The following is a 20,297-nucleotide window of genomic DNA, read 5'->3' on the forward strand; positions in this document are numbered from 1 at the left end:
GCTCCGGAAATGCGCAACATCGTTAGCGTTCGCCGCTCATGGCCAAGGCCCGGTCGGGCTCGGGGTCTGCCGTCGGCGACGACGGGGTTCGAGCGGGTCGGGTGCGCACCCTCATCGGCCACCAGAACCAGCGGCCCAGCAATGCCGCGATGGACGGGGTCATGAAGGCCCGAACGATCAAGGTGTCGAACAGCAGGCCCAGGCCGATGGTGGTGCCGACCTGGCCGATCACCCGCAGATCGCTGACGGCCATGGACGCCATGGTGAACGCAAACACCAGGCCCGCGTTCGTCACGACCTTGCCGGTACCGCCCATCGCGCGAATGATGCCCGTCTTCAACCCGGCCGGTATCTCCTCTTTGAACCGGGACACCAGCAGCAGGTTGTAGTCGGACCCCACCGCCAACAACACGATGACCGACATCGCGAGCACCATGTAATGCAAATCGATGTTGAGGATGTGCTGCCACAACAGCACCGACATGCCGAATGAGGCGCCCAGTGAAAGCGCCACGGTACCGACGATGACCGCGGCCGCGACGAAGGCACGGGTGAGGATCAACATGATGATGAAGATCAGGCACAGCGACGATATCCCCGCGATCAACAGGTCCCAGTCGGCGCCTTCGGAGATGTCCTTGAAGACCGATGCCGTGCCGGCCACATAGATCTTGGCGTCCTCCAAGGGGGTCCCCTTGAGTGATTCCTCGGCCGCGGTTCGAATTTGGTCGATGCTCGCGATTCCCTGGGCTGATTGGGGATCTCCGCGGTGCAAGATGATGAAGCGGGCGGCATGCCCGTCGGGGGACAGGAACGATTTCATCGCGCGCTTGAAGTCTTCGTTCTTGAAGACCTCGGGCGGAAGGTAGAACGAATCGTCGTTCTTGGCGGCGTCGAAAGCCTTGCCCATGGCGTTGGCGTTTTCGCTCATCTCGCTCATCTGGTCATAGAGACCAGACATGGTGCTGTGCATGGTGAGCATCATCAGGCGCATGCTCTCCATGGTTTCGATCATCGGCGGGAACGTCTCGATCATCTGGGGCATCAGCCGATCGAGCTCTTTGATGTCGACGACCAGGTTGTCCAGCTTTTCGTCGATCTGATCGATTCCGTCGAGCGCGTCGAATATCGACCGGAACGACGAACAGATGGGAATGTCGTAGCAGTGCTTTTCCCAGTAGAAGTAGCTGCGGATCGGACGGAAAAAGTCATCGAAATTAGCGATATGGTCGCGCAAATCTTTGGTTATCTGCTGCATCTCGATCGTGTCGCCGACCATCTTGTGGGTGTTGTTGGCCAGCTGTGTCATGAGGCCGTACATGCGTCGCATCAACGCGATGGTCTTGGCCATTTCCTCGGCCTGCGTGAGCATGTCGTTCATGCGGTCGCGCTGGTACTTCAGCGTCTGGATCTGCCCGGCATTTTGCATGCTGATCTGAAACGGTATCGACGTGTGGTCCATTGCCGTTCCGTCGGGCCGGGTTATCGCTTGCACCCGGGATATTCCTGGGACGTGGAAAATTCCCTTGGCGAGTCTGTCGAGGACGAGAAAGTCCGCGGGATTCCGCATGTCATGATCTGACTGGATCATGAGGATGTCGGGCTTCATCCGGGCCTGGGAGAAATGCCGTTCCGCGGCCGTGAACCCTTGATTGGCCGGGATGAAGTTGGGCAGATAGTCACGGTCGTTGTAGTTGGTGCGGTAGCCGGGCAACGCGAGCAGACCCACCAGGGCGACGGCCAGCGTTGCGGCCAGAACCGGCAGCGGCCAGCGCACCACCACGGTGCCGACGCGTCGCCAGCCCCGAACCTTGATCAGGCGCTTGGGGTCGAACAGTCCGAAGCGGCTGCCCACGGTCAGCACGGCCGGACCCAGGGTCAACGCCACCATCACCGCGACGAGCATCCCCACCGCGCAGGGGATGCCCAAGGTTTCGAAGTAGGGCATCCGGGCGAATTTGAGGCAGAAGGTCGCGCCGGCGATCGTCAGTCCAGAACCCAGGATGACGTGGGCGGTGCCTCGATACATCGTGTAGAAGGCCGTCTCTTTGTCTTCGCCGGCCTGACGCGCTTCCTGGTAGCGCCCGAAGATGAAGATTCCGTAGTCCGTGCCGGCCGCAATCGCCAGCGAGGTGAGCAGGCTTACCGCGAAGGTGGATAGCCCGATGGCCCCGCTGTGCCCGAGCAGCGCGACCACCCCACGCGCGGCGGTTAATTCGACTCCCACCGTGAGCAGCAGCACGACAACGGTGATCACCGATCGGTAGACCAGCAGCAACATGATGAAGATCACCGCCACCGTCGTCACGGTGATCTTGATCATGGACCTGTCGCCGCTGCTATGCATGTCCGAAACCAGCGCTGCCGCACCGGTGACATAAGTCGTGACCCCGGGGGGTGCGGGGGTTTCCTTGACGATCTTGCGCACCGCTTCGACGGACTCATTGGCCAGCGGCTCGCCCTGATTGCCGGCGAGATTGAGCTGTACGTAGGCGGCCTTGCCGTCGTTACTCTGCGCTCCTGCCGCCGTGAGGGGATCGCCCCAGAAGTCCTGGACGCTCTGCACGTGTCGGGGATCGGCCCTCAGTTTGCGGATCAGAACGTCGTAGTACTTGTGCGCGTCATCGCCGAGAGCGTCCTTGCCCTCCAGGACGATCATCGCCTGACTGTCGGAGTTGCCTTCGTTGAAGGCGGCGCCGATGCGCTTCATCGCTTCGTAGGAGGGCGCGTCTTTTGGGCTCAGTGACACCGAACGCTCTTGGCCGACTACTTCCAGCGATGGGATGAATACGCTGAGCGCAACGCAGACCGCGACCCAGGCGAGAATGATGGGCACCGCGAACGCGTGAATCATTCGCGCCAGAAACGGCTTTTCGGTGTGAGTGCGGGTGTCCGGGTCGTTCGCGTATTTGACGGTCACGCTGATTTCACCAGGCAATAGGTGTAAGCATTGACCTCGTTGGACACCCGCTCGGCCTTGACCTTGCCGTCTACCGTGATTCGGCAGCCAATGCTGTTGGTATTTCCTTGTGCGACAAGGTTACCCATCACGGCCGCCAAATTCGTGGTGAAATGCAACGTCCAGGGCAACACCGCACCCTCTACCTGCTGCGGGTCGGAATTGACATCAAAATAGCTGATATCGGCGACCGTGCCCGGAGGGCCAAAGACTTCGTAGGTGATCTCTTTGGGGTTGAAAGGCTTGTTGTCGAGATTGCTGTCGGAATACGATTCGCGTTTTTCCGAGGCAAAGAAGCCGCGGATTCGGTGCACGGAAAATCCCCCGACGATGATCACCGCCACGATCACCAGCACGATCCACGTTCGCGACAGCACCTTGAAAATCTCAAGTCCCCTTTACCGGTTGGCGAAGCTACGGGGCGCACGATACCCGTATGTTCAACGCCGTTCGACCATGTTCAATCTTTGGATCGCGGTGAGGGGTGGGAGTGCCCGCAGGTAGATCCAGTAGATATGGTGGCTGTCGCAACCTCGGCGGATCTATCGGCCGATTTACGGGTTGTCACCCCGTCTCACCTCGGGCTGGCTGCATCGCGCTGAGACGCGCAACCAAGCCTAGCCTAAGTAAACCATGGCGATGGGCGGAATTGTCGACCCCTTCCGTCATCTTGGGGATGTAACGCATATCACGTGCGTAAAGGTACGGTACCCGGTCGGCATTACCCTCGCAAATCACGCAGTGTGCGTTATCCTCTGGCGGTGGCGCAACTAACCTTCCGGCGCGCGCGCACCGAGGAGAACAAGCGCCAGCGTGCGGCCGCTTTGGTGGAGGCCGCGCGCTCGTTGGCATCCGAGACCGGTGTTGCGTCGGTCACGCTGACTGCGGTTGCCAGCCGCGCCGGAATCCACTACTCGGCGGTGCGTCGCTATTTCACTTCGCATAAAGAGGTATTGCTGCACCTTGCTGCCGAGGGGTGGCAGCGGTGGTCGAACACGGTCTGTGGGGAGCTGAGCCAGCCCGGTCCCATGACCGAATCGCGGGTGGCCGCGGCGTTGGCTGACGGCCTGGTCGCGGACCCGTTGTTCTGTGACCTGCTGGCCAACCTTCACCTGCACCTCGAGCACGAAGTGGAGGTGGACAGGGTTGTGGAGGTCAAGCGCACCAGCACCGCCGCCGTGATTGCGCTTGCTGATGCGATCGAGAACGCACTGCCCGCGCTTGGGCGTGCGGGGGCGTTCGACGTTCTGCTGGCGGCCTACTCGCTGGGGGCCACGCTTTGGCAGATCGCGAATCCGCCGCAGCGGCTCACCGACGTCTATGCCGAGGAGCCCGACGTGCTTCCGCCGGAGTGGAATCTTGACTTCGCGGCCGCTCTCACTCGTTTGCTGACCGCCACCTGTTGCGGCTTGACCGCCAAATCGTCGTAAGTCACCGGAGAATGGGCCATTTGAGCGGGCATCGGTTCCGGCGCCATCCGTGGAGCGGAAATTCTGCGGCCTACCCCATGGTGTGTTTAAGATGCTTAGCGCAACAAACAAATGGATGGGATGGCTAAGTAAGTCAGCTTTTGTTCCAACACCGTTGGAGTTGCGGCGTGGACACCGTTGTCCAACCTGACGCCTGCGCGCCACGGCTGCAGTACTTGATTGGAACGGACCTGCCCCCTGCTAGCGGAAGGTGATTGGGTGCCCAATATCTCGGTTCTCAACGCGCTGAAGCGAACGTGGATCGCGCTGGTCATCCTGGCCGTAGTCGTGATCGCGGCGTTCAGCGTCAATCGGCTTCGCAGCTACTTCGGTGTCCATGACGACCGTCCCCTCACCAGCGGCGTCTCCGATGACATCAAGCCGTTCAACCCCAAGCACGTGGTCTATGAAGTCTTTGGTCCGCCGGGGACCGTCGCCAACATCAACTATCTGGACATTGAAGCCCAGCCTCAGCGGGTCAGCGGCGTGACGTTGCCCTGGACGCTGGCGGTGACGACCACGCTCCCGTCGGTCAGCGTCAATGTCGTCGCTCAGGGCGACACCGACCAGATCGGGTGCCGGATCATCGTGAACGGCGAAGTCAAGGACGAAAGGTCCGAGAACGAAGTGAACGCCCAGACCTTCTGCCTGGTGAAATCGGCATGAGCGACGACCAGGCGGTAAGCGAACGTGCGGCCTCGAACGGGGCCTCGAACGGGGCCGGAGCCGAGAACGGGAACGGGAACCGGAGCCGCCCCTCGATGGCCCGGCTGATCCACCGGATGGCGGTGCCCATCGTTGTGTTCTGGGTGGGACTGGTCGCCGTCCTCGTGATGTTCGTTCCATCGCTCGAGGAAGTCGGCAAGCAACACACAGTTTCGCTGAGCCCAAGTGACGCAGAGTCGATGATCGCGATGAAGCGTGTCGGCAAGGTGTTCAACGAATTCGACACCGACAGCGCGATCATGATTGTGCTGGAGGGCGATCACCCACTGGGTGATGAGGCACACCATTACTACGACGAGCTGGTCCGCAAACTCAAGGCGGACAAAGACCATGTGCAGCACGTCCAGGACTTCTGGGGTGACCCGCTGACGGCGGCGGGATCACAGAGCCCGGACGGCAAGGCGGCTTACGTCCAGGCATACCTCGTTGGCAATCAAGGGGAAGCCAAGGCCAATGAGTCCGTCGACGCGGTACGCGAGCTGGTCAACGACACCCCGGCCCCGCCGGGGGTCAAGGCGTATGTCACCGGCCCGGCCGCGCTCATCGCCGATCAATCCACGGCGGGCGATGCGAGTATCCAGCGGGTCACCTTCATCACCATTGGGGTGATCTTTGTGATGCTGCTTTCTGTCTACCGATCATTGATCACCGTGATCTCGGTTCTCGTGATGGTCGGGATCGAGCTGATGGCGGCACGCGGAGTGGTCGCCTTCCTAGCGGATAACAACGTCATCGGTCTGTCGACCTTCGCGGTTAATCTCCTGGTGCTGATGGCCATCGCCGCCGGAACCGACTACGCGATCTTCGTCCTGGGCCGATATCAAGAGGCGCGCGGCGAGGGGGAGAGTCGAGAGAAGGCTTTCTACACGATGTTTCACGGGACGGCGCACGTTGTCCTGGGCTCGGGCCTCACTATCGCGGGTGCAATGTATTGCCTGAGCTTCACCCGCCTTCCCTACTTCCAGACGCTGGGCGCTCCTTGTGCGGTCGGAATGTTGGTTGCGGTGCTGGCCGCGCTCACCCTGGGGCCAGCGGTCTTGGTAGTCGGGAGTTTCTTCAAACTCTTCGACCCGAAACGCAAGATGCGAACCCGGGGATGGCGGCGGGTGGGAACGGCAATCGTCCGCTGGCCCGGGCCGATTCTGGCGGTTTCCATCGCGATCGCCCTGATCGGGTTGCTGGCCCTGCCCGGATACCGGACCAACTACGACAGCAAGAAGTATCTACCGGCCTCGACCCCGACGAACGTCGGCTATACGGCAGCCGACCGACATTTCTCGCAGGCCAGAATGAACCCCGAATTGTTGATGGTCGAGACCGACCATGACATGCGGAATCCGGCCGACATGCTGGTAATCGACCGCATTGCCAAAGGGGTGTTCCATCTGCCCGGAGTCGCCCGGGTACAGGCGGTAACCAGGCCCCTCGGGAAGCCCATCGAGCATTCGTCGATTCCGTTTCAGATCAGCATGCAAAACACCGTCCAGGTGGAAAACATGCAGTACATGAAACAGCGGATGGCAGACATGTTGATCCAGGCCGCCGCCATGCAGGATTCCATCGACACCCTGGACCGCATGTACGACATCATGGGCAAGATGGTCGAAACCACCCACGATATGGATGGTCTGACCCATGACATGGTCGAGATCACCGACGAGTTACGGGACCACATCGCCGATTTCGATGACTTTTGGCGTCCCATTCGCAGCTACTTCTACTGGGAGAAGCACTGCTACGACGTTCCCATCTGCTGGTCGCTGCGGTCCATATTCGATGCCCTTGACGGCGTTGACAAGATCACCGAGAAACTGGCCGCGCTCTCCCGTGACATGGATCGGCTCGATATCTTGATGCCGCAGATGCGGGCTCAGATCCCCTTCCAGATCGCGTCGATGAAAACCATGAAGACGATGATGCTGACCATGCACAGCTCGATGTCCTCGCTGTATGACCAGATGGACGAGATGTCCAAGAATTCCACCGCGATGGGGAAGGCTTTCGACGCCGCCAGGAATGACGATTCGTTCTACATTCCGCCGGAGGTGTTCGACAATGCCGATTTCAAGCGTGGTCTGAAAATGTTCCTGTCACCCGACGGGCACGCGGTCCGCTTCATCATCTCGCACGAAGGTGACCCCGCCAGTACCGAGGGCATCTCGCACGTCAAGCCGATCATGGACGAGGCCAAACAGGCCATCAAGGGCACCCCACTCGAGGGCGCCAAGATCTATCTGGCGGGTACCGCCTCGGTCTACAAGGACATGCGGGACGGGTCGCGGTGGGACCTGCTGATCGCGGGAGTTGCTGCGGTCAGTCTGATCCTGATCATCATGCTGATCATTACCCGAAGCCTGGTCGCCGCGGTGGTCATTGTGGGCACCGTATTGCTGTCGCTGGGTGCCTCGTTCGGGCTTTCCGTCCTGGTATGGCAGGACATCTTCGGCGTCGAACTGCACTGGATGGTGTTGGCGATGTCGGTGATTCTGTTGTTGGCGGTGGGTTCGGACTACAACTTGTTGCTGGTTTCGCGCTTGAAGGAGGAAATCGGTGCCGGATTGAAGACCGGCATCATCCGCGCGATAGCCGGCACCGGTGGGGTGGTGACCACTGCCGGTCTGGTGTTTGCCGCCACCATGGCTTCGTTCATTTTCAGCGATTTGCGGGTAATCGGGCAGGTGGGTACCACCATCGGGCTGGGGCTGTTGTTCGACACGCTGATTGTGCGTTCGTTCATGACCCCATCCATCGCGGCGCTGATGGGCCGCTGGTTCTGGTGGCCGCAACAAGTCCGCACTCGACCCGCCAGTCAGTTGCTCCGTCCATACGGACCGCGCCCGTTGGTGCGGGCGTTGCTGCTTCCCCGCAACGGTGATTCCGCCGACGGACCTGAAGACACCAATACCGAGCGGTTGGCGGTGAGTTCGCCGCATTACTGACGCGGTCGGTGACAACCGCCGTCGGCCCGGGCTAGACCCCGGGCTGGTCGTTGACCCCGCACCGGCGCACGTCGCGGATGATGTCGCCGGGGTCGGACAGCGGGGCCCCGCAGGTCAGGCAGTATGCGCCCGACGAGCGGCCCAGACGGTTCACTCGCACCAGCGCTGCGGCCCGGGCGCGCCCGAGGCAGTCGCCGCACAGGATGTCTATGACGTTCCCGAACGGATCAAGATTGGGCCGGTTGCAGTGGTCCAATGCGTGGGTGTGGACGACATGCGTCGCGCGATTTGTGCAACCCGCGTCGGACTGGCAGGTCAGCGTCTGCCAGTCGAGCGCGACCAGAACGCCGGGGACCTCATTGCCGGTTGCCTGACTCATGCGAATACCTCCGACTTTCCGGACTGCATTCGCTACTTGACAAGGTCAGGGAACAATCGGCTGGCCGGAGTACCGCGCGGCCATGTCGGCAATGATCTGCATCCCGGGGGGCTCGGCTCGGTAGAGATACCGTCCGAATTTGGCTACGGATGCCAGTATGGCCACCGCGTGAGCGCACTAGCTGTCCGCCGAACGGCCAATGCAAGGCTGAATCACCCATCCCCCAAACAGCGGACGAAAACCCCGGCGAACCGACCCGGACGGGAGGGTGTTGGTTATGCCCAGTTCCACACCGACATGTCGCCCGCGGGGTACTGGTTGCAGACCTCGGTCGACTTGGCGACAACACCCTTGTTGTTGAAGAAGATCTTCATGTGGTTGCGCCAGCCCCACCACAGCGGATCGATGGAGTCATAGAAGTGCTCGGAATAGTCCCGGCGATCCGCGGGGCTCAGCGAGAAGAACCAGTGCGCCTTGTCTTGGGTTGCCTGCTGAAACTCCGGGTGGTTGTTGTAGTCGATCATGTACCGCTGGTAGTACACCGGGCTGGTGTCCCTGGTGGCCGCGAGCACCTGCTCGGCGTCGCAGCTGGTCGCGATTATCCGGCGAGGTATCGGGAAGTCGTCTGTTGAGTCGGCTGCGGCGGTCTTCGGAAACACCGCCGCAGCGATCCCGATAGCGAGGAAAACGGCGCCTGCTCGCAGGCTAGTACTCAGCCGAGACATAGTTGCAACGTTAGCACTTCCAGTGCTGGGGCGTAGGGGCCAAGGTCACATTCGTAGTCCATCTCACTATCGGTCGCGATCAGGGACTATCACGTGATTGGGGTTGGGCCGCAGCTCCGGTGGGGCCTGGCTGTAATCACCGAACGGTCCATCTCGACGCTCGACCGCGGCCCGCACTCCCTGGCTTTCGGCGGTTTTGATGAAGTCCAACGCGTCCGGCGTATTGCGCATCAGGCCGTCGAGAATGCCGCCCAGGGTCTGGGTGGATGCCAGCCCCATATTTTCGTAGGCCTGATTGACGATCAGTTTCTGCGCCTGTAGCTGGGACAACGGAATCTGCGCCAGCTCGGCGGCGACCTCGGCGACCCGGGCTTCGAGCCGTTCGAACGGCACCGCCTCGTTGATCAGCTCGATCTGCGCGGCCTGGACGCCGGACAGCGGCCGACCGGTCAAGGAATGCCATTTGGCCTTGGCAAAGCTCAACCGGTAGAGCCACATCCCGGACAGGTACGCGCCCCACATTCGGCTGTACGGGGTTCCGATCACGGCGTCATCGCTGGCAATGACGATGTCGGCGCACAACGCGTAGTCGCTGGCTCCCCCGACACACCAGCCGTGGATCTGCGCGATCACCGGTTTCGACGCCCGCCAGATGGCCATGAATTTCTGTGTCGGGGCGGTCTCGCGGGCGGTGACCATGGCGAAGTCTTTGCCCGGATCCCATTGCCCGTCGGTCATCATGGTTTCGCCCCAATGCTGGAAACCCCCGCCAAAGTCGTAACCCCCCGAGAAGGCGCGGCCGGCACCTCGTAACACGATGACTTTGATGCCCTGGTCCCGTTCGGCCAGCCCCACGGCTGCCTCGATCTCATCGGGCATGGGCGGAACGATCGTGTTGAGGTGCTCCGGGCGATTGAGCGTGATGGTCGCCACCGGGCCCGCTGTCGAGTACAGCAGCGTCTGGAACTCAGGAGTTGGCATAGCCGAAGCGAAGCCGCTGCAGGGCGCCAGTGTCAAGCATCGACATGCCGTGTCAACTGGCGCCGTGCCGGCGCAGTGGCCAAGTGGGAAACTATTTCCGGCTGCCCAGCATTCGCCACAGGAACGAGTAGCTCAGCGCCGATTTGAACGCGAGTTGCTCGTTGTCGGCCGCACCCCCGTGCCCGCCCTCGATGTTCTCGTAGTACCAGACCCGGTGCCCGCTGGCCTGCAGCGCGGCGGTCATTTTGCGGGCGTGGCCGGGATGCACCCGGTCGTCTCGGGTGGATGTGGTGATCAAGATCGGGGGATAGGTCCGGTCCGCTGAGATGTTTTGGTAGGGGGAGTATTCGGAGATGAACGCCCAGTCGTCGGGGTTGTCGGGGTCGCCGTATTCGGCGACCCACGAGGCGCCCGCCAACAGCAAGTGGTAGCGCTTCATGTCCAGTAGCGGCACGTTGCAGACCAGCGCGCCAAACTTGTCCGGGTACTTGGTCACCATGATGCCCATCAGCAGTCCGCCGTTGCTGCCGCCCTGCGCGCCGAGCTGGTCGACCGTGGTGATGCCGCGCCGCACGAGGTCGTCGGCTACGGCCACGAAGTCTTCGGCGACCTTGTGCCGGCCCTCACGCATCGCCTGGGTGTGCCAGCCGGGCCCGTATTCACCGCCGCCGCGGATATTGGCCAGGACGTAGGTGCCGCCGCGGGCCAGCCATAGCCGGCCCATCACGCCGCTGTAGCCCGGGGTATTGGATGTCTCGAAGCCCCCGTAGCCGTAGAGCAAAGTCGGGCCGGGTCCATCGGAGCCGGTGGGGCGCACCAGGAAGTACGGGATCGACGTTCCGTCTTCGGATGTCGCGAAATGCTGCGATACCGCGATGTTTTGAGCATCGAAGAATGTGGGTGCGGACTTGATCTGCTCCAACTGCGTCGTCGCGGAACCGGCGGTGCCGCGCAGCAACCGCGACGGTGCATCGAATCCGCTGGAGTCCAGGAAGAACTCGTCGCCGGTGTCGTCGGCGGCGACGATCACGGTGTTGGTCGATGCGGGGATGCCGGCGATGGGTTCGCGGCGCCAACTTCCCGGCGTGACGATTTCGACCTGGCTGGCCACATCGGCGAGTGAAACCATCAACAGTCGGTCCCGAACCCAGGCGTAGTGGTACAGGCAGGTGTGTTCGTCGGGCTCGAACACGACGTGCAAATCCCTTGTACCGCCGAGGAAATCATCGTAGTTCGCGGCAAGCAGCGAGCCGGCGTGGTAGGTCTTGGCGGCGTCGTCCGCGCCGGCTTTGGGGGACCAGTCGGTGCGTAGCTCGATCAGCAGCCACTCGCGGTGAACCGACATGCTGCTGGCATCGGTCGGCATGTCGAGGGGGATCAGTTTTGTCCCCCGCAATTCGTAGCGTTGTCTGTTCCAGAAGTCCAGGGACCGCGATACGAAAGTGCGTTCAAAACCGGGTGTGCGATCGGTGGAACCGCCCGCGCTGACATCGGTGCGTGCGCCCTGGAAAATCATTTCCGCGTCGCTCAGTGGTGTGCCTCGCCGCCACCGCTTCACGATGCGTGGGTATCCGGATTCGGTCATCGAGTCGGGGCCGAAGTCGGTACCCACCAGGATGGTGTCCGGATCGTCCCAGCCGACTTGCGACTTGGCCTCGGGCAGCTCGAATCCGTCGGCGACGAATTCGCGCGTCACCATGTCGAATTCGCGCACGACGACGGCATCCGAACCACCGGGGGACAGGCTGATCAGTGCGCGGGTGAACTCGGGTTCGATCACGTCGGCGCCGGCCCACACCCATTTCTTGTTGTCCGTGCGCCCTAGTTCGTCCACGTCGATGAGCACGTCCCACTCCGGTGCGTCGGTGCGGTAGCTCTCCAGCGTGGTTCGCCGCCACAGCCCGCGGGGGTTGTTCGCGTCGCGCCAGAAGTCGTAGAGGTAGTCCCCGCGCCGACGCACGTATGGGATCCGGGCGTCGGTGTCGAGCACCTCGAGTGCCTCGGTGCGCATCCGCTCGAATTCGTCCTCGGACTCACCGCCGCAGAACTGCGCCTTGGTCGGTTCGTTGCGTGCGCGAACCCAATCCAGTGCCTCTTCGCCGGTGACGTCTTCGAGCCACAGATACGGATCGGTGGTGGTGTCTGCCGCGTCGGGAGCTTGGGGAGCCTCAGGAGCCTTGGGAGCCATGGAAGCCATTGTGGCCCCGGCGGTAGTGTGAGCTGTATTACATGAACTAACGAGGAGCCGATCAGATGACCGTGTTTGCACGTCCGGGTTCGGCCGGGGCGCTGATGTCGTTTGAGTCCCGGTACGGAAATTTCATCGGGGGTGAGTGGGTCGCCCCGGCGCGGGGCCGTTACTTCGAAGACCTGACCCCGGTGACCGGCCAGCCATTTTGCGAGATACCTCGCTCTGATGAGGCCGATGTCGAGATGGCGCTCGACGCCGCACATGCGGCGGCCCCGGCCTGGGGCAAGATGGCCCCGGCCGAGCGAGCCGCGATCCTGAACAAGATCGCCGACCGGATCGATGAAAACAGGGCCGCGCTGGCGGTGGCCGAAGTCTGGGACAACGGCAAACCGGTCCGAGAGGCAATAGCCGCTGACATCCCGCTGGCGGCGGATCACTTCCGCTACTTCGCAGCGGCGATCCGGGCCCAGGAAGGTTCGCTGTCGCAGATCGATCAGGACACGGTCGCCTACCACTTTCACGAGCCGCTCGGGGTGGTGGGGCAGATCATTCCGTGGAACTTCCCGATCCTGATGGGTGCTTGGAAGCTGGCGCCGGCGCTGGCGGCCGGTAACGCGGTGGTGCTCAAGCCCGCGGAGCAGACGCCCGCGTCGGTGTTGTACCTGATGTCGCTGATCGGTGACCTGTTGCCGCCCGGGGTGGTCAACGTCGTCAATGGTTTCGGCGCCGAAGCGGGCAAGCCGCTGGCGTCCAGCAACCGAATTGCCAAGGTCGCGTTCACCGGAGAGACCACCACCGGGCGCCTGATCATGCAGTACGCCTCACAAAACCTGATCCCGGTAACTCTGGAACTCGGCGGCAAGAGCCCCAACATCTTCTTTTCTGATGTGATGGCCAAGCCCGACGACTTCCAGGACAAGGCGCTGGAGGGTTTCACGATGTTCGCCCTCAACCAGGGCGAGGTGTGTACCTGTCCGTCGCGCAGCCTGATCCAGGCCGACATCTATGACGAGTTCCTGGAACTGGCGGCGATCCGGACCAAGGCGGTTCGGCAGGGCGATCCCTTGAACATCGAGACGATGCTGGGGTCACAGGCCTCCAACGACCAGCTGGAAAAGGTGTTGTCCTACATCGAAATCGGCAAGGAAGAGGGTGCCAAGGTCATTACCGGCGGCGAGCGCGCCGAACTCGGCGGTGACCTGTCCGGCGGCTTTTACATGCAGCCGACGATCTTCAGCGGCACCAACAAGATGCGGATCTTCCAGGAGGAGATATTCGGTCCGGTGGTGGCGGTCACGCCGTTCACCGATTACGACGACGCGATGGGTATCGCCAACGACACCCTCTACGGTTTGGGTGCGGGGGTGTGGAGCCGCGACGGCAACACGGCCTACCGGGCCGGCCGGGACATCCAGGCGGGCCGGGTGTGGGTCAACTGCTATCACGTCTACCCGGCGCACTCGGCGTTCGGTGGCTACAAGCAGTCCGGCATTGGCCGGGAAGGCCATCAGATGATGCTGGGCCACTATCAGCAGACCAAGAACCTGTTGGTGTCCTACTCGGATAAGGCTTTGGGGTTGTTCTGATGCCGGAGCCGTCGGCGCCGTCGGGGGTGGTGATCACCGCGGGCGCCGCTGAATTGCTCACCCGATTGCAGGACCGGCACGGTCCGGTGATGTTCCATCAGTCGGGCGGCTGCTGCGACGGGTCCTCGCCGATGTGTTACCCGAGCGGCGACTTCCTCGTCGGTGATCGCGACGTATTGCTCGGGACGCTTGATATCGGCAAGCAGACCGGGGCAGAAGGCGTCGCGGTGTGGATCTCCGGTCCGCAATATCAGGCGTGGAAGCACACTCAACTGGTCATCGATGTGGTGCCGGGCCGTGGTGGCGGGTTCAGCCTGGAAGCGCCGGAGGGTATGCGGTTCCTCAGCCGCGGCCGAGTCTTCACCGACGAGGAGCAGGCGCTGCTGGAAGAGACGCCGGTGATAACCGGTGCCGCCTATGAGCGTGGTGAGCGTCCGGCGGTGCCAGGTGAGGTGGTGGCCGACAACGCGCCGGGAGCGTGCCCGGCCAGTCGGCCCTAGCCGCAGTAAGGTCGTAAGGCGTGATACCCCTTCCACGTGCGTGGCTGCTGACAAGCGCCATGCTGGTCGGTGGCGCGGTCGGGCAATTGGCCGGGGTGGGATCCAGCATTCTGGTTCACACCCGGGTCCGGCCGGACCTCGTTATTGCGCTGGTGGTTGGGATTCCCAGTCTGATTGGCATGTTGGTGATCTTGTTCTCGGGGCGCCGCTGGGTGACGGTGTTGGGCGCGTTCATCCTCGCGTTGGCTCCGGGTTGGTTGGGTGTGCTCGTTGCGATTCAGGTGGCCTCTCATGGCTAAAGACGATCTCGATTCGAACCCGGGAACCGAGCCGTTCGTGCCGGAGTTCGATACCGGTGAACGCTCGGTGCCGTTCGTGCCGGATTTCGATACGGACTCCAAGCCGTTTGCCGGTTTGGCCGCCGCGGTGGTGACGGAGCCGAAGAAGTCGTCGGTCGAGCTGGTGGACCTGTCCGAGGCGTCGGCGCCGCTGACAACTCTGGATAGGCACTCTCTGGATGGGGATTCGCAGGCCGATGGCACCGCTACCCCGGCGCCATCGGTTACCGTGCCGAGTCGGTACGTCTACCTGAAGTGGTGGAAGTTCGTGCTGGTCGTGCTGGGCGTGTGGTTCGGCGCGGCCCAGGTCGGGCTCAGCCTGTTCTACTGGTGGTTTCACACCATTGACAAGACGCTGCCAGTCTTCGTGGTGCTGGTCTACCTGGTGCTGTGCGCGGTGGCCAGCTTGCTGCTGTCAATGGTTCAGGGCAGGCCGCTGATCACGGCGTTGTCGCTCGCGTTGATGTCGGCACCGTTTGCCTCGGTCGCGGCCGCGGCGCCGCTGTATGGCTCCTACTTCTGCGAGCATGCGAGTCGCTGCCTGGTCGGCGTCATTCCCTATTAGGCCACGGGCTGCTGAAGCGCCGCGCCTGCGCCTTCCGGAATATCGGGGGCTTGTCGGTCATGGTCTGTTTATCGTTTCCCGGACCAGCCCGGCGGTCGCAACCAAATCGGACACCGAATGGTTCACATTGATGAAGAACCGAAGGCGGGTCGCATCCTTGGATACCGCGGGATACGTGATCGGAAATACTCGTATGCCATTGCGCATAAGTTCGTCATAAAATGCATAGACGCGGTTGAAATCGGCGATCACGGGAACAATGGGGGTGGTCTGGTTGGGCGTGTCCTGTCCTAAGGCGCGCCGAAAAGACTCGCTTTTCATCTGTAGTTCCGAAACTAGTTCCGGTCGATCTCTGAGTAGCTCTACCGCGCGCAGTGCGGCCGCGGCGAGCGGGCCGGGTAGTCCGGTGCTGAACACGAATCCAGGGCAATTGTATTTAAGGTACATAATTAAGTCGGCCGACCCGGCGATGTATCCTCCGCAGCTGCCGAAAGTCTTGCTCAGCGTGCCCATCTGAATATCGACTACTTGGGGTGGCAGCCCGAAGGTTTCGGTGATGCCGCGGCCGGTCTTTCCGACCGTGCCGATGGCGTGTGCCTCGTCAACGAACAGCAGAAACCCGTACTTCTCTTTCAGCTCCGCGATCTCGGCGAGCGGTGGCAGGTCGCCGTCCATGCTGTAAAGGCCCTCGATGCATACCGCCACTCGTCCGGGATGGTCCTTGTGCTGCTCGAGTAGGGATGCGAGGGCGCCGACATCGTTGTGCGGGAAGTGCAGCGACCTGGCCCGTGCCAGCTTCACGCCGACGGCGATGCTGTTGTGGACCCAGTGGTCGCAGATGATCACATCTTCCTCGGAGAGCAGGAAGCCGAGGGTGGAGACGTTCGTGTTGTATCCGCTGACGAAGGCGAGCGCTTTCTCCTGTCCCAGCAATTCGGCCAGGGCATTTTCCAGGGCGCTGTGAATGTCGAACTCGCCGGCGACAAGTCGGGAAGCGCCCGCGGAGCAGCCATATCTTTGCACCGCCGCGGTAGCGCCCTCTTTAACGCGGGGATCCGCGCACAGTCCTAAATAGTCATAGCAGGCAAAATTGAGGACCGGTCCGTTGCTTCCCTCATATTTTGCGATGTTGCCGTGTGACAGGCTTTGAAAATACGGGTATTCGTCGGTAATGTCGTCGATGCGCTCCGGCAACTCCCTGAGCTCGTAGTAGTTTCGCGATTTCCATGTTGACACTGGCATTGTGATTCCTTGGGTCGCTCGGCTTGGGGCGGGGGTTGCGGAATATTTCTGGATCGAGGCGCAGTTCATCGGCGGCGGTTGCCGAATTCTGGAAACCAGCAGGCGGGCCGACGCGTGTATGTTAGCGAGACTAAAATTTTCGGTGCGGGTAATGGCGTGGTTGAGCTTAAGTGGAATTGTCCACATCGATATACGTTTCCGCAAGATCCGACCTTGTGAATGTGCAAATTAGAATTAGTTTCGATTATTAGAAATCATTCGCGTCGCGGGATCTGACTTCACTCCGGACGCGCGCAATGGCGGGCAGCTGATTGGGTGATGGGGCCGGTGTCACCGGCCCGCGCCCGGCCTCACCCGATGCCGCTGCGGTACGGGCGGGCCGACCGGGCCGCGGTGTTGACCCGGTAGGTCGGTCCAACGCCGTACCCGGCCGTTAGGGTGGGTGCCGTGACCCACTATGACGTCGTCGTCCTCGGAGCCGGTCCAGGCGGATACGTGGCGGCCATCCGTGCCGCACAACTTGGCCTGAACACCGCAATCGTCGAACCGAAGTACTGGGGCGGAGTCTGCCTCAACGTTGGCTGCATCCCGTCCAAGGCGCTGCTGCGCAACGCCGAACTTGCGCACATCTTCACCAAGGACGCCAAGGCTTTTGGCATCAGCGGCGAGGCCACCTTCGATTATGGTGTGGCGTTCGACCGCAGCCGGAAAGTGGCCGAGGGCCGCGTAGCCGGTGTGCACTTCCTGATGAAGAAGAACAAGATCACCGAGATCCACGGCTACGGGAAATTCACCGACGCCAACACGCTCTCGGTGGATCTCAATGACGGCGGTACCGAGAAGGTGACGTTCGACAACGCCATCATCGCCACCGGCAGTAGTACCCGGCTGGTGCCCGGCACCTCGCTGTCGACCAACGTGGTGACCTACGAAGAACAGATCCTGACCCGCGAATTGCCCAAGTCGATCATCATCGCCGGAGCCGGTGCCATTGGCATGGAGTTCGGTTACGTGCTGAAGAACTACGGCGTTGACGTCACCATCGTGGAGTTCCTGCCGCGCGCACTGCCCAACGAGGACGCCGAGGTGTCCAAGGAGATCGAGAGACAATTCAAGAAGCTGGGCGTCAAGATCCGGACCGGAACCAAGGTCGAGTCCATCTCCGACGATGGCTCTGCGGTCACGGTGGTCGTCAGCAAGGACGGCAAGTCCGAGGAACTCAAGGCCGACAAGGTATTGCAGGCCATTGGGTTCGCCCCGAATGTCGAGGGCTACGGGCTGGACAAGGCCGGCGTCGCGTTGACCGACCGCAAGGCCATCGGTATCGGCGAGTACATGCAGACCAGCGTCGGGCACATCTATGCGATCGGTGATGTCACCGGGCAGCTGATGCTGGCGCACGTGGCTGAGGCCATGGGGGTCGTGGCGGCCGAGACCATCGCCGGCGCTGAGACCCTGTCCCTGGGCGACTACCGCATGCTGCCGCGCGCCACGTTCTGCCAGCCGCAGGTAGCCAGCTTCGGGCTCACCGAACAGCAGGCGCGTGATGAGGGCTACGACGTCAAGGTTGCCAAGTTCCCATTCACGGCCAACGGAAAAGCCCATGGTCTGGGCGACCCCAGTGGCTTCGTCAAACTGGTGGCCGACGGCAAGCACGGCGAGCTGTTGGGCGGGCACCTGGTCGGACACGACGTGTCGGAGCTGTTGCCGGAGCTGACCTTGGCGCAGAAGTGGGACCTCACGGCAACAGAGTTGGCGCGCAACGTGCACACTCACCCGACGATGTCCGAGGCGCTGCAGGAGTGCTTCCACGGCTTGGCCGGGCACATGATCAACTTCTGAGCATGATTCGCACCGAAGCGGTGTTGGGCGGGGCCGGCGGTGTGACCGCCGGCTACCTGCTGTGGCTGGTGGCCATATCGATCGGTGATGATCTCACGACGGTAGGTCAGTGGAGCCTGGTCATATTGCTGCTGTCGGGTCTGCTCGCGGTTGGTGCGGCGCTGGTGGGTTTGCTGATGCGCTGGCGTAGCAGGTACGGCTGGTCGGCGTTCGTGTTCGGCCTGCCCGTGCTGCCGGTGGTGCTGACCCTGGCCGTGCTGGCCGACATCTACTTCTGAGGCTTTCAGCTGTTGGTGCTGGTCAAGAGTGGGTTGTCGAGCCCATTTGGCGATCCACGTGGACAGGACCCGCGCGGCGGGTTGGGGTGTGCGCGTATTGAGCCATGCCACCGCCGCGCCGCTGCGGCCTTCGTGCCGCCCCAGCGGCCGCTGATCACCGTCCAGGTAGACCAGCCCGGAGTCCGGCGGGCCGATCCGCACCCACTGGACCGGTAGCTATCCTCGCCGCGATGGGGTTGAACTACCGGTCCGGGGCGTCGGAATCCAGATTATTTATGTGGGTAATGCCCTACCGCTGGTCGCTTCGGTCAAGCCGTGTTCCCAGGCGGCCGGCAACATCGGCATTCGTGAACCATGGCCGGACTCGCCATTGCCCAGAATCGTCAGCCCCGCGGGCGATTGAACGGGTCGGTTGACAGCGGTACCGGCAAAGCCCATTGCATTTTGCTCGGAAGCCACTTCCGGAACCTTGCCGATGGTCGGGCCAGGCGTTGTAGTTGACGCCAGCCCGGCGTCGGGCATGCCACCTGGCTGCCAATTATCTTCCGCTTCCGCAAGCTCGGTACCTGCGGTTTCTTGGCGTTGGTCGACGGACTCCGTCTCCAAACGTGTCTGGTCAGCAAGGTACTGGCCGATGCCGACCGGCAAGGCGATCGGCAACGTCGTCGCAAGCGCAATCGGTATTCCGATCAGCGAGGTGACGAGCGCAACTGGCAACAGGGCCGCCAAAAGCGGAGGCGTCACGATAATTATCGCGATAGCGATGTAAAACGCGAAGACGACCACAGAAAACGCGAGGGCAATAAGAATCGGGATGAGTAAAATTGCAAAAATTATTGTGTACGCGATGATTGCGAAAACCAAGAAGAATGTTATCGCAATGAGGTTGATCAATATCGCAAGAATGATTTCGATAATATCCAACGGTTGTGCCAGTAGGGGGGCCGCGACGTTGGTGGCTGTGCCGATCTGGGTGTTGAGTATGGGCGGGGCTGGTGTGGTGTGGGGCATCGAGGCCAGCGTCGTGCCCGAGACGACTTGATAGGCGCTCATGGTGGTGGCCGCTTGGACCCACATCCGCGCGTAGTCGACTTCGTTGAGCGTGATGGGGATGGTGTTGAGCCCAAAGAAATTGGTCGCGACCAGCGCCGTGTGGGTGGTGTGGTTGGCGGCCAGCTCCGCCAGTGTCGGCATCGCAGCCAGCGCGCTGGTGTAGGCCCCGGCCGCCACCTCGTGCTCGGCCGCAGTCGCCGCGTAGTCGGCGCTGGTGGTGGTCAACCACGCCAAGTACGGCGCGTGCGCGTCGACATAGCTCTGCGCGCTGGTCCCCTGCCATGCTGCGGCCTGTACCCCGCCCAGCAAGGTGGTGAGTTCTTCTGCCGCCGAGGTGTGTTCGGCGCAAAGTGCCGTCCATGCCGTCGCGGCCTCGTGCAGGGGCCCGGGGCCCGGTCCCGCGCTGAGCAACGCCGAATGTACCTCCGGCGGCGAAGCCATCCAGACGGATGCTGTCACAGTATTCCTCCCGAAATTTGATCCGCCACTGAACATCTCCACGACCAACGCAAGATCAAGCGACG

The 20,297-nt window shown here is 62.1% G+C and carries 17 protein-coding genes; 9 read left to right on the forward strand and 8 right to left on the reverse strand.

The annotated features are described in order from the left end of the window. Positions 1–22 precede the first annotated feature (22 nt). Positions 23–2,920, reverse strand: coding sequence for an MMPL/RND family transporter (locus CCUG20998_RS03615; protein WP_020731733.1), 2,898 nt, complete (start codon positions 2,918–2,920; stop codon positions 23–25). Next, the gene (locus tag CCUG20998_RS03620; protein WP_012392718.1) at positions 2,917–3,336 is read right to left on the reverse strand and encodes an MmpS family transport accessory protein; all 420 of its coding nucleotides are present in this window, start codon (positions 3,334–3,336) and stop codon (positions 2,917–2,919) included. The genes CCUG20998_RS03615 and CCUG20998_RS03620 overlap by 4 nt, the downstream gene beginning before the upstream one ends. 366 nt (positions 3,337–3,702) lie before the next feature. Between CCUG20998_RS03620 and CCUG20998_RS03625 the strand changes: the two genes are divergently transcribed. From CCUG20998_RS03625 to CCUG20998_RS03635, 3 genes are all read left to right on the forward strand, one after another. Then, the gene (locus CCUG20998_RS03625) at positions 3,703–4,389 is read left to right on the forward strand and encodes a TetR/AcrR family transcriptional regulator (protein ID WP_020731734.1); all 687 of its coding nucleotides are present in this window, start codon (positions 3,703–3,705) and stop codon (positions 4,387–4,389) included. 258 nt (positions 4,390–4,647) lie between these two features. Next, positions 4,648–5,094 (forward strand): MmpS family transport accessory protein, encoded by a 447-nt coding sequence (locus tag CCUG20998_RS03630; protein ID WP_012392720.1) that lies wholly within the window; start codon positions 4,648–4,650, stop codon positions 5,092–5,094. 95 nt (positions 5,095–5,189) lie between these two features. Then, positions 5,190–8,093 (forward strand): MMPL/RND family transporter, encoded by a 2,904-nt coding sequence (locus CCUG20998_RS03635; RefSeq protein ID WP_103654013.1) that lies wholly within the window; start codon positions 5,190–5,192, stop codon positions 8,091–8,093. A 31-nt stretch (positions 8,094–8,124) separates the two neighbouring features. On the opposite strand, the gene CCUG20998_RS03640 is transcribed toward CCUG20998_RS03635, so the two are convergent. The 4 genes from CCUG20998_RS03640 to CCUG20998_RS03655 all read right to left on the reverse strand — a co-directional run bounded on the left by CCUG20998_RS03640 (position 8,125) and on the right by CCUG20998_RS03655 (position 12,366). Then, positions 8,125–8,472 (reverse strand): hypothetical protein, encoded by a 348-nt coding sequence (locus tag CCUG20998_RS03640; protein WP_020731736.1) that lies wholly within the window; start codon positions 8,470–8,472, stop codon positions 8,125–8,127. A 275-nt stretch (positions 8,473–8,747) separates the two neighbouring features. After that, positions 8,748–9,197, reverse strand: a complete 450-nt coding sequence (locus tag CCUG20998_RS03645) for a DUF5078 domain-containing protein (RefSeq protein WP_036457021.1) — start codon at positions 9,195–9,197, stop codon at positions 8,748–8,750. Between the two features lie 66 nt (positions 9,198–9,263). After that, positions 9,264–10,178 (reverse strand): crotonase/enoyl-CoA hydratase family protein, encoded by a 915-nt coding sequence (locus CCUG20998_RS03650; protein ID WP_020731738.1) that lies wholly within the window; start codon positions 10,176–10,178, stop codon positions 9,264–9,266. A 91-nt stretch (positions 10,179–10,269) separates the two neighbouring features. After that, positions 10,270–12,366, reverse strand: coding sequence for a prolyl oligopeptidase family serine peptidase (locus tag CCUG20998_RS03655; RefSeq protein ID WP_036457023.1), 2,097 nt, complete (start codon positions 12,364–12,366; stop codon positions 10,270–10,272). Between the two features lie 65 nt (positions 12,367–12,431). Here CCUG20998_RS03655 and exaC point away from each other — a divergent pair, with 65 nt between their 5' ends. From exaC to CCUG20998_RS03675, 4 genes are read left to right on the forward strand one after another with little or no spacing between them, the layout of a single operon-like run. Then, complete coding sequence (exaC, locus tag CCUG20998_RS03660; protein WP_012392725.1) at positions 12,432–13,955, forward strand: acetaldehyde dehydrogenase ExaC; 1,524 nt, start codon at positions 12,432–12,434, stop codon at positions 13,953–13,955. After that, on the forward strand, positions 13,955–14,455 hold the full coding sequence (locus CCUG20998_RS03665; protein WP_020731740.1) for a DUF779 domain-containing protein: 501 nt from the start codon (positions 13,955–13,957) through the stop codon (positions 14,453–14,455). Before exaC ends, CCUG20998_RS03665 begins: the two co-directional genes overlap by 1 nt. Before the next feature lie 20 nt (positions 14,456–14,475). Next, positions 14,476–14,754, forward strand: coding sequence for a putative holin (locus CCUG20998_RS03670; protein ID WP_172607093.1), 279 nt, complete (start codon positions 14,476–14,478; stop codon positions 14,752–14,754). Next, positions 14,747–15,358, forward strand: a complete 612-nt coding sequence (locus CCUG20998_RS03675; protein ID WP_103654011.1) for a hypothetical protein — start codon at positions 14,747–14,749, stop codon at positions 15,356–15,358. The genes CCUG20998_RS03670 and CCUG20998_RS03675 overlap by 8 nt, the downstream gene beginning before the upstream one ends. 57 nt (positions 15,359–15,415) lie before the next feature. Here the strand turns inward: CCUG20998_RS03675 and CCUG20998_RS03680 are convergent, their stop codons facing one another. Then, complete coding sequence (locus CCUG20998_RS03680; protein ID WP_240642841.1) at positions 15,416–16,600, reverse strand: aminotransferase class I/II-fold pyridoxal phosphate-dependent enzyme; 1,185 nt, start codon at positions 16,598–16,600, stop codon at positions 15,416–15,418. Between the two features lie 447 nt (positions 16,601–17,047). Here CCUG20998_RS03680 and lpdA point away from each other — a divergent pair, with 447 nt between their 5' ends. Together lpdA and CCUG20998_RS03690 are read left to right on the forward strand one after the other, a co-directional pair. Beyond that, positions 17,048–18,442: a dihydrolipoyl dehydrogenase gene (gene lpdA / locus CCUG20998_RS03685; RefSeq protein WP_015354438.1), complete on the forward strand. Its 1,395-nt coding sequence runs from the start codon at positions 17,048–17,050 to the stop codon at positions 18,440–18,442. Between the two features lie 2 nt (positions 18,443–18,444). Continuing rightward, positions 18,445–18,720, forward strand: coding sequence for a hypothetical protein (locus CCUG20998_RS03690; RefSeq protein ID WP_020731745.1), 276 nt, complete (start codon positions 18,445–18,447; stop codon positions 18,718–18,720). A gap of 273 nt (positions 18,721–18,993) precedes the next feature. Here the strand turns inward: CCUG20998_RS03690 and CCUG20998_RS03700 are convergent, their stop codons facing one another. Beyond that, a complete protein-coding gene (locus CCUG20998_RS03700) occupies positions 18,994–20,232 on the reverse strand; it encodes a PPE family protein (RefSeq protein WP_038578801.1) in 1,239 nt (412 codons plus the stop codon). Positions 20,233–20,297: the final 65 nt, after the last annotated feature.

Source organism: Mycobacterium marinum, from assembly GCF_003391395.1.
GTDB classification, from domain to species: Bacteria; Actinomycetota; Actinomycetes; order Mycobacteriales; family Mycobacteriaceae; genus Mycobacterium; species Mycobacterium marinum.